Origin of the sequence: Rhodococcus yananensis (assembly GCF_020515525.1) — a bacterium.
GTDB classification, from domain to species: domain Bacteria; phylum Actinomycetota; class Actinomycetes; order Mycobacteriales; family Mycobacteriaceae; genus Rhodococcus; species Rhodococcus yananensis.
This window is the reverse complement of the sequence record NZ_JAIYEP010000001.1, coordinates 1-24,156: the sequence shown is the minus strand read 5'-3', so window position 1 is coordinate 24,156 and position 24,156 is coordinate 1. Positions and strand designations below refer to the sequence as shown.

General features: G+C 67.0%; 24 protein-coding genes, 1 tRNA gene and 1 pseudogene. 12 read left to right on the top strand and 14 right to left on the bottom strand.

Annotated features, from left to right (window positions below):
- The 5 genes from LDQ05_RS00130 to LDQ05_RS00110 form a co-directional block, all read right to left on the bottom strand.
- Entirely contained in the window at positions 1-1,485 is a 1,485-nt protein-coding gene (locus LDQ05_RS00130) for a peptidoglycan D,D-transpeptidase FtsI family protein (protein WP_226434866.1), read from the bottom strand.
- Positions 1,482-2,930, bottom strand: a complete 1,449-nt coding sequence (locus tag LDQ05_RS00125; protein ID WP_226434865.1) for an FtsW/RodA/SpoVE family cell cycle protein — start codon at positions 2,928-2,930, stop codon at positions 1,482-1,484. The genes LDQ05_RS00130 and LDQ05_RS00125 overlap by 4 nt, the downstream gene beginning before the upstream one ends.
- A complete protein-coding gene (locus tag LDQ05_RS00120) occupies positions 2,930-4,429 on the bottom strand; it encodes a PP2C family protein-serine/threonine phosphatase (protein WP_226434864.1) in 1,500 nt (499 codons plus the stop codon). The genes LDQ05_RS00125 and LDQ05_RS00120 overlap by 1 nt, the downstream gene beginning before the upstream one ends.
- Positions 4,426-4,887, bottom strand: a complete 462-nt coding sequence (locus tag LDQ05_RS00115; protein WP_226434863.1) for an FHA domain-containing protein FhaB/FipA — start codon at positions 4,885-4,887, stop codon at positions 4,426-4,428. Before LDQ05_RS00115 ends, LDQ05_RS00120 begins: the two co-directional genes overlap by 4 nt.
- Positions 4,888-5,044: 157 nt before the next feature.
- Positions 5,045-6,361 (bottom strand): FhaA domain-containing protein, encoded by a 1,317-nt coding sequence (locus LDQ05_RS00110; protein WP_226434862.1) that lies wholly within the window; start codon positions 6,359-6,361, stop codon positions 5,045-5,047.
- A 203-nt stretch (positions 6,362-6,564) separates the two neighbouring features.
- On the opposite strand from LDQ05_RS00110, the gene LDQ05_RS00105 reads away from it, so the two are divergent.
- The 3 genes from LDQ05_RS00105 to LDQ05_RS00095 all read left to right on the top strand — a co-directional run bounded on the left by LDQ05_RS00105 (position 6,565) and on the right by LDQ05_RS00095 (position 8,671).
- A tRNA-Leu gene (locus LDQ05_RS00105) sits at positions 6,565-6,647 on the top strand.
- Between the two features lie 251 nt (positions 6,648-6,898).
- Positions 6,899-8,116 carry an oxygenase MpaB family protein gene (locus LDQ05_RS00100; protein ID WP_226434861.1) on the top strand — a complete coding sequence of 406 codons (1,218 nt, stop codon included), beginning with the start codon at positions 6,899-6,901 and terminating at the stop codon, positions 8,114-8,116.
- A 96-nt stretch (positions 8,117-8,212) separates the two neighbouring features.
- Complete coding sequence (locus LDQ05_RS00095; protein ID WP_226434860.1) at positions 8,213-8,671, top strand: DUF6314 family protein; 459 nt, start codon at positions 8,213-8,215, stop codon at positions 8,669-8,671.
- 3 nt (positions 8,672-8,674) lie between these two features.
- Here the strand turns inward: LDQ05_RS00095 and LDQ05_RS00090 are convergent, their stop codons facing one another.
- Positions 8,675-9,319, bottom strand: coding sequence for a LysM peptidoglycan-binding domain-containing protein (locus LDQ05_RS00090; protein WP_226434859.1), 645 nt, complete (start codon positions 9,317-9,319; stop codon positions 8,675-8,677).
- A gap of 193 nt (positions 9,320-9,512) precedes the next feature.
- Between LDQ05_RS00090 and LDQ05_RS00085 the strand changes: the two genes are divergently transcribed.
- The 4 genes and pseudogenes from LDQ05_RS00085 (at position 9,513) to LDQ05_RS00070 (ending at position 13,224) form a co-directional block, all read left to right on the top strand.
- Entirely contained in the window at positions 9,513-10,085 is a 573-nt protein-coding gene (locus tag LDQ05_RS00085) for a carboxymuconolactone decarboxylase family protein (protein ID WP_226434858.1), read from the top strand.
- A pseudogene (locus LDQ05_RS00080) lies at positions 10,082-10,946 on the top strand (RNA polymerase sigma-70 factor). The gene LDQ05_RS00085 and the pseudogene LDQ05_RS00080 overlap by 4 nt, the downstream one beginning before the upstream one ends.
- Positions 10,947-11,166: 220 nt before the next feature.
- Positions 11,167-11,784 carry a hypothetical protein gene (locus tag LDQ05_RS00075; protein WP_226434857.1) on the top strand — a complete coding sequence of 206 codons (618 nt, stop codon included), beginning with the start codon at positions 11,167-11,169 and terminating at the stop codon, positions 11,782-11,784.
- 141 nt (positions 11,785-11,925) lie between these two features.
- Positions 11,926-13,224, top strand: a complete 1,299-nt coding sequence (locus LDQ05_RS00070; protein ID WP_226434856.1) for a hypothetical protein — start codon at positions 11,926-11,928, stop codon at positions 13,222-13,224.
- Positions 13,225-13,237: 13 nt separating this feature from the next.
- On the opposite strand, the gene LDQ05_RS00065 is transcribed toward LDQ05_RS00070, so the two are convergent.
- The 5 genes from LDQ05_RS00065 to LDQ05_RS00045 form a co-directional block, all read right to left on the bottom strand.
- Positions 13,238-13,771, bottom strand: coding sequence for a hypothetical protein (locus tag LDQ05_RS00065; RefSeq protein WP_226434855.1), 534 nt, complete (start codon positions 13,769-13,771; stop codon positions 13,238-13,240).
- Positions 13,772-13,844: 73 nt separating this feature from the next.
- Positions 13,845-14,678 (bottom strand): SDR family oxidoreductase, encoded by an 834-nt coding sequence (locus LDQ05_RS00060; RefSeq protein WP_226434854.1) that lies wholly within the window; start codon positions 14,676-14,678, stop codon positions 13,845-13,847.
- Positions 14,675-15,811 carry an MBL fold metallo-hydrolase gene (locus tag LDQ05_RS00055; protein ID WP_226434853.1) on the bottom strand — a complete coding sequence of 379 codons (1,137 nt, stop codon included), beginning with the start codon at positions 15,809-15,811 and terminating at the stop codon, positions 14,675-14,677. The genes LDQ05_RS00060 and LDQ05_RS00055 overlap by 4 nt, the downstream gene beginning before the upstream one ends.
- Positions 15,812-15,879: 68 nt before the next feature.
- Positions 15,880-16,902 carry an AraC family transcriptional regulator gene (locus tag LDQ05_RS00050; protein WP_226434852.1) on the bottom strand — a complete coding sequence of 341 codons (1,023 nt, stop codon included), beginning with the start codon at positions 16,900-16,902 and terminating at the stop codon, positions 15,880-15,882.
- Positions 16,903-16,973: 71 nt separating this feature from the next.
- The gene (locus LDQ05_RS00045; RefSeq protein ID WP_226434851.1) at positions 16,974-17,639 is read right to left on the bottom strand and encodes a FadR/GntR family transcriptional regulator; all 666 of its coding nucleotides are present in this window, start codon (positions 17,637-17,639) and stop codon (positions 16,974-16,976) included.
- Positions 17,640-17,650: 11 nt separating this feature from the next.
- Between LDQ05_RS00045 and LDQ05_RS00040 the strand changes: the two genes are divergently transcribed.
- The 5 genes from LDQ05_RS00040 to LDQ05_RS00020 all read left to right on the top strand — a co-directional run bounded on the left by LDQ05_RS00040 (position 17,651) and on the right by LDQ05_RS00020 (position 21,944).
- Positions 17,651-18,886 (top strand): CynX/NimT family MFS transporter, encoded by a 1,236-nt coding sequence (locus tag LDQ05_RS00040; RefSeq protein WP_226434850.1) that lies wholly within the window; start codon positions 17,651-17,653, stop codon positions 18,884-18,886.
- A gap of 238 nt (positions 18,887-19,124) precedes the next feature.
- Positions 19,125-19,613, top strand: coding sequence for a nuclear transport factor 2 family protein (locus LDQ05_RS00035; protein ID WP_226434849.1), 489 nt, complete (start codon positions 19,125-19,127; stop codon positions 19,611-19,613).
- Positions 19,610-20,440: an SDR family NAD(P)-dependent oxidoreductase gene (locus tag LDQ05_RS00030; RefSeq protein WP_226434848.1), complete on the top strand. Its 831-nt coding sequence runs from the start codon at positions 19,610-19,612 to the stop codon at positions 20,438-20,440. The genes LDQ05_RS00035 and LDQ05_RS00030 overlap by 4 nt, the downstream gene beginning before the upstream one ends.
- 93 nt (positions 20,441-20,533) lie before the next feature.
- On the top strand, positions 20,534-21,262 hold the full coding sequence (locus tag LDQ05_RS00025; protein ID WP_226434847.1) for a Clp protease N-terminal domain-containing protein: 729 nt from the start codon (positions 20,534-20,536) through the stop codon (positions 21,260-21,262).
- A 49-nt stretch (positions 21,263-21,311) separates the two neighbouring features.
- On the top strand, positions 21,312-21,944 hold the full coding sequence (locus LDQ05_RS00020; RefSeq protein ID WP_226434846.1) for a superoxide dismutase family protein: 633 nt from the start codon (positions 21,312-21,314) through the stop codon (positions 21,942-21,944).
- A 245-nt stretch (positions 21,945-22,189) separates the two neighbouring features.
- Here the strand turns inward: LDQ05_RS00020 and LDQ05_RS00015 are convergent, their stop codons facing one another.
- Genes LDQ05_RS00015 through LDQ05_RS00005 form a run of 3 tightly spaced genes read right to left on the bottom strand, consistent with a single transcriptional unit; the run spans position 22,190 to position 23,931 of the window.
- On the bottom strand, positions 22,190-22,567 hold the full coding sequence (locus LDQ05_RS00015; protein ID WP_226434845.1) for a YbaB/EbfC family nucleoid-associated protein: 378 nt from the start codon (positions 22,565-22,567) through the stop codon (positions 22,190-22,192).
- A gap of 12 nt (positions 22,568-22,579) precedes the next feature.
- Entirely contained in the window at positions 22,580-23,380 is an 801-nt protein-coding gene (locus LDQ05_RS00010) for a hypothetical protein (protein ID WP_226434844.1), read from the bottom strand.
- The gene (locus LDQ05_RS00005) at positions 23,362-23,931 is read right to left on the bottom strand and encodes a hypothetical protein (protein ID WP_226434843.1); all 570 of its coding nucleotides are present in this window, start codon (positions 23,929-23,931) and stop codon (positions 23,362-23,364) included. The genes LDQ05_RS00010 and LDQ05_RS00005 overlap by 19 nt, the downstream gene beginning before the upstream one ends.
- Positions 23,932-24,156 lie beyond the last annotated feature (225 nt).

Sequence of the window (24,156 nt, the reverse complement as noted above, 5' to 3'; positions counted from 1 at the left end):
TCAGCCTCCCTGTAATCCGGCCGCGATCACGGCCCGTCCGATTGGAGCGGCAACCGACCCGCCGGTTGCAGCGAGAGCGCGGTCACCGCCGTCCTCCACGATCACCGCGACAGCGACCGTCGGCTGCTGTGCGGGTGCGAAGGCGATATACCACGTGTGCGGCGGAGTGTTGCGCGGATCGCTGCCGTGCTCGGCGGTTCCCGTCTTCGACGCGATCTGCACACCGGGGACAGCGCCCTGCCCACCCGACCACTGTTCGGACCCGAGCATCAGTTCGGTCAGTGTCGCCGCGACCGCCGGATCCATCGCCTGCCCCATCGATTCGGGTGTGGTCTCCTCCAGCACCGACAGGTCGGGGCCCTCGAGTCGGTCCACGAGGTAGGGCTGCATCCGTACTCCGCCGTTCGCGACGGTCGCCGCGATCACGGCGTTCTGCAGCGGCGTCAGGGCGACGTCGCGCTGGCCGATCGCGGACTGGCCGAGCGCCGCGGAGTCCGGGATGGCTCCGAGGGTGCTGGGGGCGACCGCCAGCGGAACATCCATCGCCTCGCCGATACCGAACGCTTCCGCCTGCTCCATGAGGCCTTCACGCCCCGTGTTCAGGCCCATTTCGACGAACGCGGTGTTGCAGGACCGCGCGAACGCCTCCCGCAGGGACACCGTGGGGGCGTCTCCGCAGTGTTCGCCACCGTAGTTCTCGAGTGTCGTCGCCGTGTCGGGCAGGGTGATCTGCGCGGCGGCCGTGAGTTGCGTGTCGGGCGTGACGCCCGATGCGAGCGCAGCGGCGGTACCGACGACCTTGAACGTCGAACCCGGTGGGTACGTCTGGGAGATCGCGCGGTTCACCATCGGCATGTCGGGATCGGCGTTCAGTTCGTCCCACGCCGCGGACGTGGCCGCACCGTCGTGCCCCGACAGTCGGTTCGGGTCGTAGCTGGGGGTGCTCACCATCGCCAGGATCTTGCCCGTGGCCGGTTCGATGGCCACGACCGAACCGGTGTAACCCTTCGACGTCAACTCGTCGTAGGCGACCTGCTGCATCGCCGGGTCGATGGTGCTGACCACGTTCCCGCCGCGCGGGGTGCGGCCCGACACCAGATCGAAGAGACGTCGCCCGAACAGCAGGTTGTCGGACCCGTTGAGCAGCGCATCCTCGTAGCGTTCCAGCCCGGTGCTGCCGTACTGCATGGAATAGAAGCCGGTCACCGGGGCATAGGCCAGTGGGCTCATCGGCTGCTGCGGTGTCGACGGGTATTCGCGCAGATACTTGTAGCGGCCGTCGGTGGGCACCGAGACGGCGAGCGCCTGCCCGGCCGCGGAGATCTGCCCACGCTGACGGGAGTACTCGTCGATGAGGACCCGCGAGTTCCGCGGGTCGGTGCGCAGATCATCGGCTTTGATGACCTGCACGTACGTGGCGTTCGCCAGGAGTGCGACGACCATGAACATCACGGCCGTCGCGACCTTGCGCAGCGGAGTGTTCATTCGCGCCCCATCATTTCCGTCGGCGCCTCCGCGATGGGCGTCGGTGCCTTCTTCCGGGGCCGCGCGGGTTCCCGCGCCGAATGCGAGATCTTCATGATGATCGCGAGCAACAGGTAGTTGGCGAGCAACGACGACCCGCCGTACGACATGAACGGCGTGGTCAGGCCCGTCAGCGGGATCAGTTTCGTGACGCCACCGACGACGACGAACAGCTGGATCGCGAGGGTGAACGACAGGCCGGCAGCCAGGAGCTTGCCGAAGCTGTCGCGCACCGCCAGCGCGGTCCGCAGTCCGCGGACGATCAGGATCAGGAACAGCAGCAGGATCGCGGCGAGGCCGATCAGGCCCAGTTCCTCACCGATCGTGGCGGTGATGAAGTCGGTCTTGGCGAACGGCACCTGTGCGGGCCGTCCACTGCCCAGACCGGTCCCGGCGACGCCGCCGGTCGCCAGCCCGAACAGTGACTGGGAGATCTGGTAACCGGTGTTGTTGTAATCGGCGAGGGGATCGAGCCATGTCTCGACCCGCACCCGCACGTGCCCGAACATCTGGTAGGCGAACACGAAGCCGATCGCGAGCAGCGTGAATCCGATGATCAGCCACCCGACCCGCTCCGTCGCGATGTACAGCATCACGAGCACGGTGGTGAACAACAGCAGCGACGTGCCGAGGTCCTTCTCGAACACCATCACACCGATCGACAGGATCCATGCGGCGAGGATCGGGCCGAGGTCGCGGGCGCGCGGGAAGTCCATCCCGAGCACGTGTTTGCCGGCGGTGGTGAACAGGTCGCGTTTCGCGACGAGCACCGATGCGAAGAAGATGATGAGCAGGATCTTCGCGAACTCGCCGGGTTGGATGCTGAAACCGGGCAACCGGATCCAGATCTTCGCACCGTTGACCTCGGAGAACTGCGCCGGCAGCAGCGCGGGGATCGCCAATGCGATCAGACCGAGGAGACCGAGGGTGTAGCTGAACCGGGCGAGCAACCGGTAGTCGTGCAGGAACACCAGCACCGCGATGAACAACGCCACCCCGATCGCCGTCCACAGCACCTGCTGGGTGGCGTCCGGGGACGGTTCGGGCAGGCCCAGGTAGCGTGCGTTCTCCTGATCGGCGAGGTCGAGCCGATGGATCAGCACCAGACCGAGCCCGTTGAGCAACGCCACGATCGGCAGCAGCAACGGGTCGGCGTACTTCGCGTACCTGCGCACCGCCAGGTGAGCGAGGAGGAACAGCGCGGCGAACGTCAGACCGTACTTCGCGAGGTCCATCGTCAGGGACTGTTCGAGGGCCGCCTCGACGAGCATGAGCGAGACCGTGGTGATGGCGATCGCGCCCAGGAGCAGCACGAGCTCGGTGTTGCGTCGTGTCGACTGGACCGGAGCCGGAGCGAATCCACCCGGGGGACTCGGGAAGGCCCCCGTGCCATGGGTGACCGACATCAGGCGCCCACCCTGCAGTTCTGACCCGGAACCTGAGGCACAGGGGCCTGTTCCGGTGCCGCATCCTCGGGTGCCGCCGGTGCCTCGGGAGCGCCGTCCGCGGGGGCGGCGTCGGTCGGCGCCTCCGCTGGTGGTGCCTCGGGTGTTTCCTCGGGTGGCGCCTCGGGCGCCGAGGTGTCGGGCGTGGCGGGCGCCGCCGGGTCCACCGGGGCCGACGTCGTCGCGGGCTGCTCCTCCTCGACCCGACACACCGGAAGCAGATCCTGCTCGGCGAGGCGCTGCATCTGGGTGACGGTGTCGTCGAAGGTCCCGGACGGGAGACCGGCCCGTACCTGTTCACGGGCCGCGGGCTGCAGATCGTCGACCATCATCACCCGGCACCGCGCATCGTCCGGACTGACGAGCGACAGTTCACCGTCGTCCGTGACGCATCCGACCTGCGCCACTTCCTGCAGGGAGTACCCGAACACGTTCCCGGGGATGCCGCGCAGCACGGCGACGCGACTGTCGTCGGCACCGACGTAGTAGTTGTTCTGCAGCAACCGGAGGCCCACGTAACCGCCGCCGCCGATGAGTGCCAGCACCACGACGACGATCAACGGCCACCACAGGCGGCTGCGCTTCTTCTTCTCCGGCGTGGGCGCCTGGTTGACGATCCGTTTCGGGGTGGCGCGCGGTGGGCGCATCGCTGCGGCGCGGCCCGCAGCGGTGTTCGGAGGGGGAGCGTCCTCGTCGTCGTGTCCCGATGCGGCGCCCGCGACGATCGGGTTGCTCTGCCCGTAGTCGAGGTCGATGACATCGGCGACGACGACGGTGACGTTGTCGGGGCCGCCGCTGCGCAGGGCGAGTTCGATGAGGCGGTCGGCGCACTCGTCGTGGCTGCCCTCCCGCATCGTGTTCGCGATCGTCTCATCGCTCACCACGTCCGAGAGACCGTCGGAACACACCAGGTAGCGGTCGCCGGTGCGGGCCTCCCGCACGGTCAGGGTCGGCTCGACCTCGGTACCGGTGAGTGCGCGCATGATCAGGGACCGCTGCGGATGCGTGTGCGCCTGCTCGGCGGTGATGCGTCCCTCGTCGACGAGGGACTGCACGAACGTGTCGTCGCGGGTGATCTGGGTGAGTTGATCGTCGCGCAGCAGATAGGCGCGTGAGTCACCGATGTGTGCCAGACCCAGTTTGCTGCCGGCGAACAGGATGGCGGTGAGGGTGGTCCCCATGCCGTCGAGTTCGGGTTCTTCTTCCACCTGGTCGGCGATCGCGGCGTTGCCCTCGCGGACCGCGGCGGCGAGCTTGCCGAGCAGGTCGCCGCCCGGTTCGTCGTCGTCGAGGTGGGCGAGCGCGGCGATCATCAACTGCGAGGCGACCTCACCGGCGGCGTGGCCGCCCATCCCGTCGGCGAGCGCGAGCAGACGCGCGCCGGCGTAGACGGAGTCCTCGTTGTTGGAGCGGACGAGACCGCGGTCGCTGCGGGCGGCGTAGCGCAATACAAGTGTCACGGGCGGAGCTCGATCACGGTCTTGCCCACCCGAACGGGTGTGCCCAACGGAACACGGACTGCGGTGGTGACCTTCGCGCGGTCGAGGTACGTGCCGTTCGTCGACCCGAGGTCCTCGACGTACCAGTCGGAACCCCGCGGTGACAGACGGGCGTGCCGGGTCGACGCGTAGTCGTCGGTGAGGACGAGCGTCGAATCGTCGGCGCGACCGAGCAGCACGGGTTGCGTGCCGAGTGTGATGCGGGTGCCGGCGAGGGCCCCCTGCGTCACCACCAGATGTTTCGCGACCTTGCCGCGCCCGAGGGACGGCAGCATCGACTGCTTCGGCGAATAACGCGGAAGCGGCCGGGCTGTGCCCGCGTAGATGTCGGAACGCAAGGTGCGGAGCACCGCCCATACGAACAACCACAGCAGGAGGAGGAAACCTGCCCGGGTCAGCTGCAGAATCAGCCCCTGCACGGCTCTTCCTCCTTCGGCGTGTGCGACCGCTGCGCGGTCGTCCGGATCGGTGCGATCACCCACAATACGGACACCTGCCGACTCCATGACGAGTCCGACGCGCTGTCCGCGCGCCGCCGTGTCACCGGAGGCTGGGAGGAGTCGTGGTTGCCGCAGTTCAGAGGATGCGGACCAGGATCTCCGAGTGGCCCGCGCGAACAACGTCACCGTCTGCGAGCTGCCAGTCCTGCACGGACGACCCGTTGACGGTGGTGCCGTTGGTGGAGCCGAGATCGGAGAGCATCGCGACCTGCCCGTCCCAGCGGATATCGATGTGGCGGCGCGACACACCGGTGTCGGGCAGTCGGAACTGGGCGTCCTGCCCGCGGCCGATGATGTTGCTGCCGTCGCGGAGCTGGTAGTAGCGGCCGCTGCCGTCCTCGAGCTGCAGCGTCGCCGTCAGCACCCGTCCGGCCGCGGGGGACTGGTAACCACCCCCGGCGGGCGCATAGCCCTGCTGCTGGTAGCCCTGGTCGTAGCCACCCTGCTGCTGGTAGCCGCCCTGGTCGTAACCCTGGTCGTAGGCCTGCTGCTGGTAGCCGCCCTGGTCGGCGTAACCCTGCTGACCGTAGCCCGGATCGGCGTAGCCCTGCTGGCTGTAGCCCTGGTCGTAGCTCTGCTGGCCGTAGGCCTGATCGCTGCCGTAGTCCTGGCTGTAGGCCTGCTGCTGGTAGCCGCCCTGGTCGTAGCCCGGATCCGCGTAGCCCTGACCTTGATCGGCGTATCCCTGCCCCTGGTCGGCGTAGCCCTGCTGGCCGTACGCCTGCTGCTGGTAGCCCTGGTCGTAGCCGCCGTGGGCGTCCTGCTGGTAGCCGCCCTGGTCGTAGGCCTGGTCGTAACCGCCCTGCTGCTGGTAGCCGCCGTAGCCACCCTGACCCATGCGCTGATCCTGGCCGACGTGCGCGTGACCGTTGCGTGCGTACTGGGCTTCCGCGTCTGCGGGGTCACGGCTGGGGTCGTAGCCGGGGTTCTGCGTCATGGGGACAACTCCTGGTTCCGGGGTCACGTTTCGGCGGTTCTGCGGGTTCCGCGACTGTTGGGCGGGCGCCGGTGGACGCCCAGCTTCGGGATCGACCGAGCCGCGCGTCCGGAACTGCCCCGTGTGCAGTGCCGGCGACGACTCGAAGACGACCTGGACATCACCGTAGGTCTGCCATCCTTGGTCACGGATGAAGTCCTCAAGGTGACGGGAGAACGCCTTGACCGTCAAGTCCCGATCCGCAGCGAGGGCGTCGTGATCGGATTCACTGATGGTGATGACGTAACTGTTGGGAGCCAAGGTGTGGCCACGATCGAGTTGCTGGATGCCGCCGGAGGCCTCCTGTTGGAGGGCGGTTTCCACCTCCTGGGGGACCACGCCGCCACCGAAGACGCGTGCGAACGCATCGCCGATCGCAGACTGCAGCTTGCGTTCGAAGCGTTGTGCGATACCCATGGCAACCCCCTTTCCGGTCTTCAGCGTGTCGCTACGCAGATGTCGCTACTGCATGGTATCTACTTTTCCCCCGATTCGATCGAACGGATTCCGGCGAGTGTCCCAGTAGACACATCCGGGCTCGTCGCCGAAGCGGTTTTGTGGCCGTGACCAGGCGAATCGGAGATTCGTTGGAGGGTGTGTTACTGTTTTCTGCGTTGCTCGGGCGAGTGGCGGAATGGCAGACGCGCTGGCTTCAGGTGCCAGTGTCCTTCGGGACGTGGGGGTTCAAGTCCCCCTTCGCCCACATCGAAGATGAGGACACGAACTCGGAAGAGTTCGTGTCCTCATCTTTTTGTCGTCGATGGATCCGTCAGCGGTCAATGGTGATCGCAAGCGATCAGCGCGCTCAATGGCGATCCCCGCGGTGAATTTCCTGTCCGGATCACCATTCGACGCACTTCTGGGGCGGCCGGCTGTTCGCACTCGGCCTGGACGAACGCCCACCCACCTGACAACATCTGTTGTCAATACGTCGGATCGTCGGAAGGGCGCCGCATGGGCACCGGAATCCCGTCACGTCACCCCAGCACGCCCTGCAACGTCCCGACCGGAATCAGGGCATTCGGTTCGATGCTGGGTCTGCACCGCCCCGACGCCGCGCAGTTCCGCCGCATGGGCGAATGCCTCCTCGTCGGCGACGCACCCGCCGACCGGTTGGTCGAGTGGATGTACACCACCGGTTCGGGCCCGGCACGGGCACTGTTCGAGAAGGCCCTCGCCGCCGGAATCGACAGCATCGACGACGCACCCGCGCCGCTCCGCGAGTTCTTCACCGAGGTCGAGGCGGTGTCCGACCTGGTCGACTGGGACAAGATCGAACTCGGGGCGCGGGTGATGCGCAGTGGCGGTGCCGACGGTCTCTACATCGCGCGCGACGTGGCGCTGCTCGGCGGCTACCTGTTCGCCGGATTCAACCAGACCCTGTTGCGCACCGGTGCGCTCGAAAAAGGGTCGAACGCGCGGTTCGCCGAAACCTCGCAGTGGGCGCTCGACGTCATCGGTGAGGGTGGTCTGAGGCCGTTCGGCGCCGGCTACCGCTCGACGGTCCACGTACGGCTCATCCACGCGATCGTCCGCCGTCACGTCGCGGCCATGCCGGACTGGAGCACCGAGCGTTGGGGTGTCCCGATCAACCAGACCGACATGGCGGCCACCCTCGTCGGTGCGCTCGTCGCGCCCGTCATGGGTGGCATCGGGGTGGGAATGATCAACCGGCCCGCCGAGTACGAAGCGGTCGCACACCTGACCCGGTACGTGGGGCTGCTGATGGGCGTCGACGACGAGTTCGTGCCCGACGACTTCCGTGACTGCGTGCGGGTGCTGCTCCACACGTCGTACGCGTTGTCCACGCCCGACGAGACCACGAAACAACTCTCCGTCCCGATGATCGATGATCCGCTGTCGTGGAATTACCGCACGCTACGGGGGACGCGACGCAGAATCGCTCGTTCGCAGCATCTTTCGATCACCGCGGCATTTCTCGGACCGAGCGCGATGCGTGCCCTGGGGCTGCCGAGGTTCGTCGTGCCCTGGTACCCGTTGATCCGGTTGCCGCTCAACCTCATCCGTTCTGCGGCAGCGCTGAGGCCCGGTGGACGTGAGCGCGCCGCCCTGCGAGGCATGCGGGAACAGGGGAAGTTCATGGACACCATGGTCGGTGGTACCGCGACGATCGGACACTCGGCGACCGCCATCACCCACCGCGCGACCTGAACTGTTTCCCGCGGACTGAACTGTTTCCCGCGGTCGCAACAACGGCCGCAGGAAACCATCGGAACCGCCGGAACTACCCGGCTACCCTTGGAGGATGTGACCGCCCCGCACACACTGGATCCGCTGGCGCTCGTCGGCCGGTGGGATTTCACCCGCACCATCGACGACCGGTTGGCCGGTGCCCAGAGCACCGTCGTGGGGCACACCGATCTCGTCGCCGAATCCGACGAGCACGTCCGGTGGCACGAGGAAGGCATCCTCTACAGCGACGGCCGCGAACTCGAGGTGTTCCGCAACCTGCATGTCGTGCTCCGCGACGGTGCGTGGATCGTGACCTTCGAGGACGGTCGTTTCTTCCACCCGTGGGCTCCGGGCGAACAGGTCGAGCATCCCTGCGGCGCCGATGTCTACGTCGGGCGCATCACCGCTGTGGAATCGGATGCGCCGGCCTCGACCGTCGTGCGATGGACCGTGCAGTGGAAGGTGAGCGGGCCGCACAAGGACTACACGATGACGACGTTCCTCACCGCCCCGACCGCCGGCTCTGCGCGCTGACCGTCAACTGGGGAACACCAGAGTCTGCCCGGAGAACAGCGCGTCGGGTTCGGCGATGCGATTCGCCGCGGCGACCACGGCCATCCGGGTCGCGACGTCCGCGTCCCCGTACTCGAACCTGCACAGGGATTCGAGGGTGTCGCCGGAGACCCGGTGCCGACGATTCAGCCCCGGCACGATCAGCACCTGACCGGGTGTGACGGTGCCGTCCGGCAGATGGTTCGCCAGTTCGATCAGCAGGGCGAGATGGTCGTCGCCGTACCAGCGCGCCGCCAACCCGGCGAGGGTTTCGCCGGCGACGACGGTGTGGTGACCGACGTCGCCCAGCTCGGGCATCAGAAGCCAGGCGCCGCGCTGGATCTCGCGTTGCGCGACGCCGTTGACGATCTCCCAGGCGAGCTGTGTGGAACTGTCGGTGACCCCGTAGTGGAGCTCGGTGATCTGTTTCCGTGTACCGATCGAATCGGTTGCGTGCATGCGGTGCCGGAACGTCACGTACGGGATCAGCAGTTGCTGCCCGACATCGATGACGTTCGGGTCGGCGAGATGGTTCTGCCGTGCGATCACCGGATACAACGTGCCGTCGCCGTACTCGCGGCGCGCGATACCGAACAGGGTGTCGCCCGCCTGGACTTCGTAGGTCTTCATCGGTCCCGATCTCTTTCTCGCAGGATCCCCCACACGACACGAACTGTGCCCCGCGACGGCGGTGTTGCCACGCGTAGTCGACTACGCGAATCCCCGTCGGCGCCGCATCCGTTGCGCCTGTCGTCCGACCGGATGTCACATCCGCGCCGCGGCCGGTGTCTTCATGTCGACGGCACTCACAACGGAGGTAACGATGACCACGCGAATCCCGGCAGCAGAGATGACCGGCCTCTACGGCGCGCTCGTCCGGCGCCTGGCACGACGGATGACCGGCGATGTGCCCGACGGGCTCGGCGTCCTGTGGCACCACCGCAAGGTGATGAACTTCAGTTTCGGTGTCGGTCGCAGGGTCAACGCCTGGGATCGATGCGACGGCAATCTGAAGGTGTTCGCCCAGATGGCCGTCGCCTGTCTCGTCGGATGCGAATTCTGCCTCGACTACGGCTATTTCGAGGCGCACAACAAGGGGCTCGACGTCCGCAAGGCACACGAGGTGCCGCGGTGGCGCGACTCGGACGTGTTCACACCGCTCGAACGCGATGTCATGGAGTACGCGGAGGCGATGTCGCAGACACCGCCGACCGTCTCGGACGAGCTGTCGGCCCGGCTCCTCGACGCACTCGGTCCGGCGGCACTCGTCGAACTCACGTCGTTCATCGCGTTCGCGAACTTCGCGACGCGCTCCAACATTGCGTTCGGGGTGAAATCGCAGGAGTTCGCGGCGAGCTGCGACCTCACGCCGCTCGACGTAGCGTCGACGTCGTGACCGACGACCCCTTCGCCACCCACCGCAGTCTGCTCTTCACGGTCGCGTACGAGATGCTCGGTTCGGCGGCCGACGCCGAGGACGTCGTTCAGGACGCGTGGTTGCGGTGGGCCGCTGCGGACCGGACCGAGGTGCACGACGCTCGGGCCTACCTGGTCCGGATCGTCACGCGCCTGTCGCTCAACCAGTTGCGATCCACGGCGCGGCGTCGCGAGGAGTACATCGGTGACTGGCTGCCCGAGCCCGTTCTGACCGGTGGCGATGTCGCCGACGATCTCGATCTGGCCGAGAACGTCTCCACCCGCGATGCTCACCGTGCTCGAGGCGCTCGGCCCCACGGAACGCGCGGTGTTCGTGTTGCGGGAGGTGTTCGACGTGCCGTACGACGAGATCGCCGACGCCGTCGGGAAGTCACCGGCAGCGGTTCGGCAGATCGCGCATCGGGCACGCGGACACGTCGTTGCGCGCCGACCACGGATGGACGTGGATCCCGGCGAGCAGGCGGCGGTCGTCGAGAGATTCCTCGCCGCCGTCACGACCGGCGACATGCAGGCACTGATGGACGTGCTCGCACCCGATGTCATCGCGATCGCCGACGGCGGTGGACTGGCCCCGGCGTCGCGCACACCGATCGTGGGTGCCGAACGACTCGCGTCGCTGCTGATCCACTATCCGAAGGTCCGGGGTTTCGAGGTGGCGGGCGCCCACATCAACGGGATGCCGGGCGCGCGACTGTCCGCGCGGGGTGCCTCGGTCGCGGTGAGTCTGGTGGTCGTCGACGGCAGGATCACCCACATCTACGGCATCGCGAACCCCGAGAAACTGGGGCACATGGGCGACGAGGTCGAGTTGCGGCGTTGAACGGCAGCGGTTCTGGAGGGCGACGGTGACCGTCGCGCGCGACCGGATTCGTCGTTCGGTGACGGATGTTCGGATCATCTGCCTCCGATTCGCGGTTCCCGGTACACACGCGCAGCCCGGGCCGCACACTGTAGCAATCGAGAATCGGGCAGAGGAGACTTCATGAACCGAGTTCGACACGTCGTTGCTGTGACTGCGTTGGCAACCGGTCGCCGCCCTCATGTCGCCGGGCGCGGCGTCGGCGCAGGAGGAGCCGGGACTGCGTGAGGGGCCGGTGCAGTTCTGGGCCGAGGGAAACAACCTGTGTGAGGTCACCTTCCACACCCGCAACACCACCAACGCCACGTACATCGTCGACTACATCGTCGACGACGAGGACCCGGCGTCCCTCGCGGGACAGCCCGGCATCTGGTCGACTGCGGGACTCGTCGTCAACGTGACGATCGACGGCACTCCCACCTCACGGACAGTGGGGCGCCGAGGTCTGGCGACCGACGCCGATGAGCCACATTTCCAGGCTTCGACTCCGGGAAATCCGGGTGTCGGATACGTGCGGGATCGTGAACCCGTCTACACCACCGCGACGATCGGCCTGCGTGACCTGGCTCTGCTACCGAATGCCGGTGCCGACGCACACACCGTCACGTATCAGGTGACTCTCGGCCCCGACACCCGCGACAAGGGTTGGGATCCGGTCACCAAGACCTTCGCTCTCTTCACCACGAACGTCACCGGATGCGCGGACAACGGAGGGTCGGGCAGCGGGTCGGGCAGCAGCGGATCGAGCAGCGGCTCCGGATGGGGATCGGTGGACCTGGGATCGGCGTGGGGCTTCTGACCGCAGCCGGGGGTCGTCCCACCGGGATCGTGAGCATCGCGATCGTGAGCACCGACGACCCGACGCGACAGCGACGCCGGTGACGGCAGCGTCGTCGGCGTGTTGCCGGTCCCCGGCCGATGCGTCGACGACAATCGCACGATGGTGTCTGCGTTCCGCTACTTGCTGCTGGTGATCGGTGGTTTCACGGCCGGTGTGGTTCTGGCTGCGCCGAGCGAGGAAACCTATGTCGATGCCATCGGTTTCGGTGGCGGTTCGCTGTCGGATGCCGACGTGACCGCTGTCGCGGTGGGTGCCGTCGCGGCCGTTCTCGTCGCGATGCTGTGTCGGCGGCGTCGACAGGTGGTGACCGTACTGCTGCTGGGGTGCGTCCTGACGGGGGTGGTCGCGCTGCCGGGTGCGTGGAGTCACGACATCCACTTCGCGACGATCGGTGCCGGGTTGCTGCTCGGCGGTCTGTCGGTGCTGTGCCTCGGTCCGCAACGGCTGCAGCGGCAGACCGCGTTGTCCGGTGCTGTCGTCGCCGGGCTCTGCACAGCAGTGCCGATCGCCGAGTACCGCGAGTTCGCGGCGGCCGTTCCCGGCCGGTACGCCGAGTACGTCGCGGTGAGCGAACAACCCGCGAACCCGGTGTGGCTGTGGGCGGCCGTGCTCGTCGTCGCCGCGCTGGTCGCCGCGTCGGTGTCGGGTGCGCTCGACCCGGCGGGTGACGCCGTGGCGCGGTGGGACATCCGCGAACCGGTCGTCGGTGCAGTGCTGTCCGTCGTCGCCGTCGTGCTGTACTGGTCGCTGGACCGCGCCCTGTATTCGTCGACGAACGATGCCGGTGGTGGGCGGTGGTGGTTCGGGGTCGTGGTGGTGCCGGTCGTGATCGTTGCGGCGCTGTGGTTGCGACAGAGGACCGGGATGGTGCTCCTCGCCGGTGCCGCACTGTTCGTGTCGCTCCGCGATGCGGAGAAATGGGTTCCCGCCGTGTGGCCGATGCTGCTGGTTCCGGTGGTGCTCGTGGCGTTCGGAACGTGGCTCGCCCGTCGCCGTCCGATACCGCTCGCGGGGATCGCTCTGCTGGCGTTGTGTGCTGCATCGGCCGTCTTCGAGCATTCGCCGTGGGACACCGTCCACATGGCGGCGATGCTGTTCGGTGTGCCGTTCGCGGCCGCGTACACGATCGTGGCGGCGCTGCCGTCCACCGCACCGGTGACAGCGACATCACTGGCGCTGCCGGCGGTGATGTCGCTGCCGCTGATGGTGGAATTCGGGTGGACGTCCTACACCCCGCTCACCGACGACACCGGTTGGACCGCGTACAGCTCGGCGCCTTCGGGCCCGAGCGCGTGGACGGTGCTGTCGGTGAGCGTGTCCGTGGTGTCGCTGCTGGCGTGCGGTGCCGCGATGGCGTGGCTGCAGCATCGCAGGTCGGGTGGGGGCGTGGCTCCCTAGCCGGTGCGGTGTGTCAGGAAACGACCACTTCCGTGGAAACCGGAATGCTCGGCCGGTCGGTCCGCAGAGTGAGTGCTACCCGACCCGGACCCGTGTACACCTGCACGTTCATCGGCCGGGTGCTCGTGTGATGCGCGGGCACGAACCGGCTCACGGTGCCGGTGTGCCCGGTGTCGAGGTTGTGCCAGTCGACGACGACGGTGACGTCACAGGCCAGGATGGTCGGTGCCCACTCGCCCAGCGGTGAGAAGCCCTGCGAGATCCGCAGATCGATGGCGTGGGTGGCGCCCGGAGCCGGGGAGTACTCCCACAGCGGTCCGTCGTATGCGGTACCCGACGCACTGAAGATGCCCGCACAGATTCCGTCGCCCAGGGTCAGCACCGGTGCGGCCCGCACCTCGTTCATCTGGCAGCTGCGGGGGCCCACATTCGACCATCCGAGCTGGCACGGTTCGGCGGCGCCGGCCACACCGGGCGCCACCAGGAACATTGCGCCGCCCATGAGACCGGCAGCGGCGACGGAGACGAATCGACGCGTATTCTTCACGACCGGTACATCGCATCGCGCACGGATTGCATTACACCGGACCTGTCTTCGCGACGCACAGCGCCCGTCGTCGTCACCTCCGTGGCCGCGGGCCGCCCGATGTGAGCAGCGCCCGTTGGGCACGCCGACCCTGCGCGACGACGAGGGGTATCGCGCGCAGACCGAGTCTCGGAAACGCGACGGCGAACCGCGAGATCGCGCCGCGCCAGCGGGGAAGCGATGTCACAGGTCGTGGTGCGTCGAGGACCTTGCCGACCGCGGCCACTACCTGCTCGGGTTGCAGCAGCACACCCGAGAACGACAGTGCGGACGCGGGGTCGTCCAACTTGTCGAACAGCATGGGTGTCCAGATGCCGTCCGGGCACACACAGGAGATGTCGATGTCGGTGATGCCGGCGAGTTTCAGATCCGCCATGGTGCTCAGGCTGAAACCGAGTGCTGCGTGCTTGGATGCCGCGTACACGGCCTCGCCGGGAACGGATGTCAGGCCGGCGAGCGACACGATGTTGACGATGTGTCCGCCCTCTCCGCGCATCGCGTCGATAGCGGCGAGGGTGCCGTTGATCGTGCCGAGTGCATTGACCTCGAGCATCATCCGGTGCGCGGTCGTGTCCTGTTCCCAGGCGGGGCCCGTGATCAACACTCCGGCGTTGTTCACCCACACGTCGAGCCGTCCGGCGCGGGCCACGAGCGCCTCGCGTGCGGCCTCGACCTGCGCGCGGTCGCGGACGTCGACGGCCATGGCCGTGGCTCCACCGCCCAGTTCTCCCGCTGCCGCCTGCGCGGCTGCCTCGTCCACATCGGTGATGAGCACGCGGTACCCGCGTTCGACGAGGAGTTGCGCGATCTGCCGGCCGAGTCCGCGACCGGCACCGGTGACGACGGCACCCGCGTGCGCCCGGTTCATCGCAGACCGCTCTCGATGGAACCGTACGAGATCCCGCCGTGGACGTAGGTGGGAACCACCGGCCAGAATCGTTTCCACGGGGCGAGTTCGGTGGACGGCAGGATCTGCAGCCAGCGCGGATCGTTCTTGCAGGGGTCGGCGAGTGTTTTCTCCTTGACCATCGAATCGTACTGGTCGAGGGAGTCCTCGAGGGTGTTCGCGTTCGGGCACACTTCCCGCCCGAACTTCTCGTGGTAGCGGCGGACCCCGGGGATCTTCGACAGGTCGGGCTGCCAGTTGTCCAGGGAGATACCGTTTTCCGATGACACCCACACCCCGTCGGGTGTGTTGAGCAGCAGGGAGTGGTTGCCGTCGGTGTGGCCGGGTGTCCACAGCAGCGAGATGCCGGGTCCGAGTTCGATGTCGCCGTCGAAGGTGACGAACTTGTCGGGGTCGACACCGCCGAGTCCGCCGTCGACGTACCAGGCCCATTGCATGGGGTGCAGCGACTGGAGGGTGGCGAGTTCGCGGCTGTGGACGAGCATCTGTGCGTGTCCGAACAGGGGTGGCCGCGGCGCATTCTCACCGGGAATGATCTCCGTCGAACCGAGGATCATCCGCGGATCCTGGACGTGCAGGTGATCGAAGGTGCAGAAGTCGACGTCGTCCGCGGTCAATCCGACGGCTGCGAGGGCCAGGTCGGGTTCGGTGTAGTACTCGAGCACGAGTTTCGACGCGAGGTTGCCGCCCGGGATCCTGTCGATCAGGCGCTGCAGGTTGCTGTAGAACGGGGCTTCGGCGGATCCGTCCGGCACGGTCGGTTCGAACACGAGGGTGCGCGCCGTGCCGTTCCAGTCGTCGTACTGGACGACGATCATCCGGTTGATCATGGAGATCAGCGGGAAGGTCGGCACCGACACGGCGTCGTGGAAGGCGTAACCGACGGGATACGGCGCGGCGGCGATGTCCACGGATTTCACCGCGTGGACCTGTCCCTGGGAGGTGAACCGTTTCTTGTATGCCGTCGCCGCCTCGCGTACGGCCCGCAACCGTTCGCCGCGTGGCCACACGTCGTGCACACCGTCGAATTCGGGGATGGGTCGGGCGCCGATGACGGTGAGGTTCGAGCTCGTCGCCTGAACTGGTTCGACCATGTGATCACTCCTGCGTGTGTCCTGCCGTTGTGATGGAGCTTGCAGCCTCCCGATCCGAAAAACTTGTTTCAGCGCGACAGTTCGGTGGTGGTCGAGGCGCGGAGCCGCCGTGGCGAGACGCCGTACCAGCGACGCACGGCGTGGGTGAGTGTGGACTGCTCGGTGAACCCGACGAGTTCGGCGACCTGCACGAGCGGCAGATCGCCGGTGGTGATGAGCCGGTACGCCGCGTCGCGCCGGACGTCGTCGAGAAGCGCTTCGAAGGTGGTGTCCTCGGCGGCCAGCCGACGCTGCAGCGTGCGCGGATGCACCGCGAACAGCCGGGCGACATCGGCGAGGGACGGCGTCGTCGCGAGGCGCTCGGCGACGACGCGGCGTACCCGACCGCGGGTCTGCCGGTGCGGGTCGGAGTAGTTCTCGGTGAGGAATCGGACGGCGATCTGCCGGATCGTCTCGTTCGCATCCTCGAACCGGGCCTCGAGAACCCGCCGCTCGACCCGCAGCGACGCGGCGGGTCGCTCGAATCGGACGTCGCATCCGAAGAACTCGACGTAGTCGTCGACGGGCGACAGTGGGCCGTGCGGGAACTCCACGGAGCGCAGGCCGATGCGTCCGCCGACGAGCAGTTCCGCGATCCGGAAGAACAGCCCGACACCGAGTTCGATGCCCTGCTGCGAGTACACCGATTCGCACAGATCCTTGCGGTAGGTCAGGGAGACGATCCCGCGCTGTCCGTACGGGTCGGCTTCGACGGCGACGCTGAGCGCGGGGCTGTGCACGAACAGGAAGCGCGATGCACACCCGAGGGCGTCGTCGACGGTGGAGGACGCCTGGATGGCGAGCGCGAGCGGCCCGAGGATCGTGAGGTCCTGGCGGACCGCGAGGCGGCGGCCGAAGTCGGGGCAGTCGAGTTCGGCCGCGGCGGCGTCGAGCATCAGATCGTGTGCGGTGATGGGGATCAGCGCTTCATCGTCGGCGATCATCTGCTGCGACATCCCGAACCGGTCGAGCAGTCGATCCGGATCGCCGCCGAGTTCGTCGACCAACACTGCGAATCCCCGCAGACTGGCAGCGCGGATCATCGGGCCCATGCGGATCAGGTTAGGTGGTCGGCTACCGATACACCGGTGGCCGTCGACCGAACTGGCAACCGAGCGAGGGTTCAGGCGGTGAGTTCCGCGAACAACGCCCGCGCCGCGCGCACGGCGGCGCCCTCGTCGCCGTCGATGACCGCGGTGACGAGCGCGGTGTGCTCGGTCTCGAACGTGAGCCCGGTGACGCGGACGTGCCGGTCGATGGTGCGTCGGATGGTCGGGAGCAGCGAGTCGTAGAACTCGAGGTAGACGGCGTTGTGGCTCGCTTCGACGATGCCGCGGTGCAGGGCGACGTCGGTGTCGACGGCGGCGTCGACGTCGGAGCCGGCGAACAGTCGGGTGCGTTCGGTGAGGAGTTGCTCGAGCCGCGCGGCATCGTCGGGGGTACGGCGGCGCGCGGCGAGGACGGCGGCGGTGACGTCCAGGGCCTGCCGAAGCTCGAGAACATCGTTCTCGTGGGCGGTGGCGAAGAATCTGCCGAGGGTGCCGCCGACGGGAGAGGTGGCGACGACGTACGTGCCGGATCCCTGGCGGCGTTCGAGGAGGCCGCTGTGCACGAGGGCCTGCACGGCTTCGCGGACGGTGTTGCGGCCTGTTCCGGTGAACTCGCACAGCTGCGGTTCGGTGGGGATGCGGTCACCGACGGCCCAGCGTCCGCTGCAGATCTCGGTGCGTAGTTGGTCGGTGACCTGCTCGATCAGGCCGGGGCGCCGAATCGGTTTTCCCAAAGTCATCCCATCATCCTATGATTTGTCGCGTGAGTGTGCTTCGTGGTCGTCTGCTGGTGTTCTGTGCGATCGCGATGTCTGCGCTCGTCCTGCGGCTCGCCGTCACCTCGTTCAGTCCTCTCGCCTCGATGATCGGCGAGGAGATCGGCTTCTCGTCCACCGTCGTCGGTGTGTTCGGCATGGTGCCGACCGCCATGTTCGCGATCTTCGGTCTCGCGACCCCGATGATCAGCCGGCGGCTCGGACTCGAACGCACCGCGCTCGTCGCGATGCTGCTCGCCGGGATCGGCATGGCCACCCGCGCGCTGATGACGGACACCTGGAGCCTGCTGATCCTGTCCGGTGTCGCACTCGGCGGCATGGGCATCGGCAACGTCGTCATCCCCCCTCTCGTCAAACGCTACTTCTCCGACCGGCTGGCCCTCGTCAGCTCGGTGTACATCGTCGGCGTGCAGCTGGGCACCATCGTGCCCGCATTCGTCGCGGTCCCCCTCGCCGACGCCTTCGGGTGGCGCGTCTCCCTCGGCGTGTGGGCACTGGTCGGATTCGCGGCAGCGTTCCCGTGGATCGGTGTCCTGCTGCGACGTCGCGGCAGCGACGTCCACGACGCACCCGCGGTCGAACAGCACGCCCCCGGCAGGGTGTGGCGGTCGCCGGTCGGGTGGGGCATGGCCGGCATGTTCGGGATGACGTCGCTGGTCACCTACTCGATGTTCGCGTGGATCCCCGACATCCTCACCGACGCCGGTGCCAGCGCGGCATTCGGTGGTGCGATGGTCGGGCTGTTCTCGCTGCTCGGCCTGGTCGCCGCGCTCGGCGCCCCCGCGCTGTGCGCGCGGCTGGAGAACCCGTTCCCCGTCGTCGTGGCCTGCGCTACCTGCTTCCTGATCGCGTTCGCCGGACTGTGGATCACACCGATGAGCGCGCCCATTCTGTGGGTGGTGCTGCTCGGTCTGGGGCCGAGCACCTTCCCGATGGCCCTGACCCTGATCAACCTGCGGTCGCGCACCCACGTCGGCTCCGCGGCCCTGTCCGGGTTCACACAGGGCGTCGGCTACAGCGCGGCCTGCCTCGGCCCGCTGCTCTTCGGTGTCTTCCACGACCTCACTTCCGGTTGGACGGCGTCGTTCGCGTTCATGGCGGTCGCCGTCGCGATCCTGCTGCTCGCGGCATTCCAGGCGTGCAAGCCGCGCATGGTCGAGGACACTTGGCACGCGGACGAAGTGAAGGGCACCCCGGCGAGCGTCGCGTAGCGACACACGGCTTCGCGCGGGCCGAAGTGTTTCGCGCCCCGACAATTGCAGCCGCGTCGAGCCTCGGGGTCCGCGAGAGTGCGAACCGGTGCGGGCGACGATCGGGCGTCCATGTTCCCGGCCACCGGCCACACCCTTGCCCCGGCGCCACCCCGCCCGGTAGTTCTGGAACAGGTTCCTGCTGTGCCGGGGATGTGAGGGCCGGGTCGCGACAGGCGCGTCTCGGGGAAGGAGTGGCATGACCACCGTCGAGGAGAGACTTGCGCGTCTCGAGGCACTCGAAGACATCAAGATGCTCAAACATCGCTATCTCAGGGCGTGCGACGCCAAGGACCCGAAGGCGATGCGCGACTGCTTCGTCGCACGCGGTGCCGATATCCACTACGGACCTGCGCTCGGCAGCTTCGACGACGCGGACGGGCTCGTCGACGTCTACGCCCGCATCGCCCTCGAGAAGATGGACGAACGGTACGTCGTCCTCGACATGCATCACGGCATGCACCCGAGCATCGAACTGACCGGATCCGATACCGCGACCGGGCAGTGGACGCTGCGGTTCCGGCAGGTGGATGTGCGGGGGCGCGCCGAACGGGTCACCGCGCTCGAGTACGCCGACGAGTACGTCCTCGAAGACGGTGACTGGAAGATCTCCAAGTGCCACGTGACGATGCTCTGGACCATCGAGCGTCCCGTCACCGACGACGTGAAGGTGGTGCAGTTCCTGTGACGGATCGGAAGGTGGCGCTGGTGACCGGCGCCAGCCGCAGTGTCGGCAAGGGGATCGCGTGCGCGCTCGGATCCGACGGATGGACGGTGTATGTCACGGCGCGCGGCCCGGTCGGGGTGGACGGACCTCTCGACGCGACCGCCGCGGAGGTGACGGCGCGCGGCGGTGAGGGCATCGCGGTGCAGTGCGATCATCGCGACGACGACGAGATCCGGGCGCTGTTCACTCGGATCGCCGACGAACAGGACGGCCGACTCGATCTGCTCGTCAACAACGTGTGGGCGAGCCCGCCCGGCTTCGCCGGCTTCTCCGATCCGTTCTGGAAACGACCGGTCGACGACTGGGACAGCCTCATCGGGGTGGGGCTGCGCGCCCATTACGTGGCCTCGGTGGAGGCCGCGAAGCTGATGGTGGCGCGCGGTGGCGGCATGCTCGTGAACATCTCGTCGTTCGGTACCCGCGGGTACCTGCATTCGGTGCTGTACGGGATGTCGAAGGCCGGGCTCGACAAGATGGCGGCCGACATGGCCGTCGACCTGCGTGACACGGGTGTGACGGCATTGTCGCTGTGGCCGGGCCTGGTGAAGAACGAGGCGATGATCGCCCGCGGGCGCGATGATTTCCAGGGGTTTCCCCTCGCGAACGCGGAGACACCCGAGTTCATCGGGCGGGTGATCGTGGCCCTCGCGAACGACCCGAAGGTGAACGAACGCAACGGGCACACACTCATCACCGCCGAGGCGGGCGTCGACTACGGCGTGACGGACGTCGAAGGGAACCAGCCGGATTCGCATCGCAGTGTTTTCGGTGGGGGTCCGCTGTACTGAGATTTCCGGCCGCGTCACATCCCCGATCGAGGAGTTGACGCGGCCGTCAACTCGGGGTTGACCAGCCTGGTGCCGTCAACTTATGGTTGACGCATGGTTGAACCGACGCGCCCCACCAATCCGATCCGCCTCGACGACCTGATCGACGCAATCAAGAAGGTCCATCCCGACGTCCTCGACCAACTCCAGGACGCCGTGATCGCCGCCGACCACCTCGGTGAACTGTCCGATCACCTCATCGGCCACTTCGTCGACCAGGCCCGCCGTTCCGGCGCCTCCTGGTCGGAGATCGGTCGCAGCATGGGCGTTTCGAAACAGGCCGCCCAGAAACGATTCGTACCCAAGAACGAGAACGATCTCGATCCCGCCCAGGGATTCAGCCGCTTCACCCCGCGCGCCCGCAACGTCGCGGCCGCGTCGATGAACGAGGCACGCGCCACCGGCAACGCCGAGATCACCCCCGGCCACCTCGTCCTGGGGTTGCTCACGGAACCGGAGGCGCTCGCCGCCCGTGCGCTCGCCGCCCAGAACGTCACCCTCGACGACCTGCGCGCCGCGGTGCGCGCGACCCTCCCCGCCCGTGTCGACGAGATCCCCGAACTGATCCCGTACGATGCCGACGCCCGCAAGGCGCTCGAACTGACGTTCCGGGAGGCGCTGCGCCTCGGGCACAACTACATCGGTACCGAACACATCCTTCTCGCTCTTCTCGAACACGAGAACGGGGAGGGCCCGTTGGCTGCATCCGGTGTCGACAAGGCTGCGGTCGAAGCGACCGTACAGGCGGCGCTCGCCGTGACCGCCGAGCAGAAGCAGGGCTGACGCCGCCGTCGACGGTTGCGGCACGACCCCGGCGGGTACACCTTCGTGCATGAACACGAGAAGGACAGCCCTGATCTCGGGTGTGTGCCTCGCCGCGCTCGTCACCGCCGCTTGCAGCGACGACGGTGACGAGGCCGTCGTGGAAACCCCACCCGTCACGACCACCACCGCGACCACTCTGCCCACACCGGCGCCGGGCATGAGCGGTGACGCATTTCAACTGCCGGAGACCGCCGACGCCGACGCGTTCACCTACGACGACCAGGCGGTGCCCGTCGGTTCCACCGTGGACATCGACTCCGACGACGAGGACGGGCGCACCACCGTCACCCTCGCCGTCACCGGCCTGGAACCGAACCGCGCCTTCGGTGTGCACGTGCACACGCAGCCGTGCGGACCCGAACCCGCCGACTCGGGACCCCACTACCAGAACAACCCCGACCCGGCTGCGACACCGGACTCGCCGTCCACCGATCCGGCCTACGCCAACCCGCAGAACGAGGTATGGCTCGACATCACCACCGACGCCTACGGTGACGCACAGGCGTCGAGCACCGTCGACTGGGAGTTCCGCGACGGTGAGGCACGGTCCGTGGTGATCCACGACCACCACACGATGACCGGACCGGGCGAGGCCGGGACCGCCGGAGACCGCCTGGCGTGCATCGACGAGGACTTCTGAGTGGGGCCGCCCCATGAGTCACCCGGGCGTCGCGGCAGGCTCACAGGGCCGCTGCACGGTTCACAGCGCGACCGGCACGCCGGTAGCTCTGTGAGCCGTGTATTCCTTCTGTGAGCTCCGGTTGTCGTTGTGATCGAGTTCACGGGCACCGGGCCTTACGAACTTCGGGAGACCCAAGTTATTCTTTCGTTACCTCTGGTCGCAGCTGATATTCTCGCTGCGGCCAGTTGTTGTTCACGGGGTGTTCACCAGCGATTCTCGAATCCCGGGTGTAGCCGCGGCCCGCCGTCGTATCGGGGTTCCGGTCGACGACGCGGCTCCGGATCGGGCGTGTGTGCTGCCGTCATGATCCGCCGGATCCGTGGATCGTCGGCGAGTACGGACCGCGCCGATCGTGCCTGTTCGTCCGCATCCCCTTGGGCGGCGGTGTGCGCCGCGATGAGGCGGGAGGCGAGTTCGCGTGGTGACAGGCTGTAGGAGCTGACGGGGATGTCGACGTCGATGATCTGTCCGGTGGGTGTCACCGTCATCACGATCCCATCCGCAGTTCCGCGTCCGCGGATGGCCTCGATCTCGTCCTGAACTCTCCGGACGGTGGAGGACAGTTCTTCCGGGTAGATCATGGTTTTCCTTTCTCACCAGCCGGGGTAGGCGGGCAGGGTTTCGGGTGGGACTGTGGTGTGTATGAGTTCTGCCGAGTCCGGTGGAACGCTCGGCTCGATACTGCGGCCCCATGCTTCGCAGCGCGCTAATGGTTCGCCGAGGTCGGAGCCGAGGTTGATGGTCCATCCGGTTCCAGTGAACAGGTCTTCGGTGGGAGCGGCCCACTGATAGTCGGTGTCGGGGGTGGGAGTGGAAGTGGAAGTGGGAGGTGTGTGCGGCGATGATGGGGGATCTGTATGCGGAGGTTGCTCGAGAGCATCGGGGTTGTCGGAGATGAATTCGACGAATTCGTCACGACCGGATGCGTTGTGGATGTGGTAGATGCCGTCGGGCCAGCGGAGCGCGAAGTTCGATTTCTGTAGACAGACGGTTGCTTTGAACCCGGTGTCGGTGTCGAGTATCTGGAGGATGTGGGCGCGGATGGTGCCGGCGAAGTACTGGTCGGTGCGGGTGTTGATTTTTCGGGCGTAGTCGCGGCTGAGGGCTGTGTTGAAACCGGGGTAGGTGGTGGTGAGTCCGCCGTAGTAGGCGATGAATTTCGATTCCTGGGCGGCGCGGATGAGTTGTCCGCGTTGGTCGAAGAGGTCGATCTCGGGTGCGGCGGACCAGACGATGGTGCCGCCGCGCACCTGGGGTGGGGGTTCGTAGATGGCCGGGACGCCGGTGGGTTCGACCGCGGGAGTGCATGCTGCTGCGGTGAATGAGAGCAGTGCGGAACCGACGACTAGTCGATATTTGACGCCTTTGTTGACTTTCACGCGTTGTGCTCCCACTTGTCGATACCATTCTTGAGTGCGTTGTTGATGAGTACGTCGTTGAACAGGTCAGTTCCCATTTCTGTCGTCCCGCCGAAGTGGTCGGTCGTGTCCTTTTCTCCGCGTTCGACCCATTGGTTGAACCGGCTGATATCGGCGACTCCGGATTCTTCGACAACACGTTCTAGATCGTCGGAAAGCTGAGATTCGGATAGCTCTGTCTTTGGCAGGAGAGTTCCACGGTCTGTCCAGTTTTCAGGGATTTGTTCTACTTCAACGATGTTCGTCTCGACGAGTGTTTTCAGGACATTGTAGGAGTGCGAGTTTGCGACCCCTGTACCACCACTCGTCGACAACAGATCGACCCCGTCGACCTGTTGATAGTGCCCCACGTACGCGCCCTCGGCGTTGATGATGTCACTGGAAATCAGCACCCCGGTCGAGTAGACGAGCGGGCCGGTGACCATCCCACCCGGGTGGGCGGACGCGAAGCCGGTGACGATCGTTTGCGCGACCGCGAAAGCGTCTGTTCGCGCTTGATTTCTGCGGTCGATGGCTTCCTGGTTCACGACACGATCGTTCTCGTACACGCCGTTGATGCCGATCTCCGTCAGGGCGTGGAGACGACCGGAATACGTTCCATAGCTGTACTTCGTTTCGCCTTCGAGTGCCCGTCAGGGTCCCGTAGTTGTTGACCGTCAGGGCGGTGACCTGCTATTTCATCCTTCCAGGATCAGGCCGACGGCCTGATACGGGTCTGCTGCCAGGCGTCGGCAGGCGCGGGCGATGTTCGA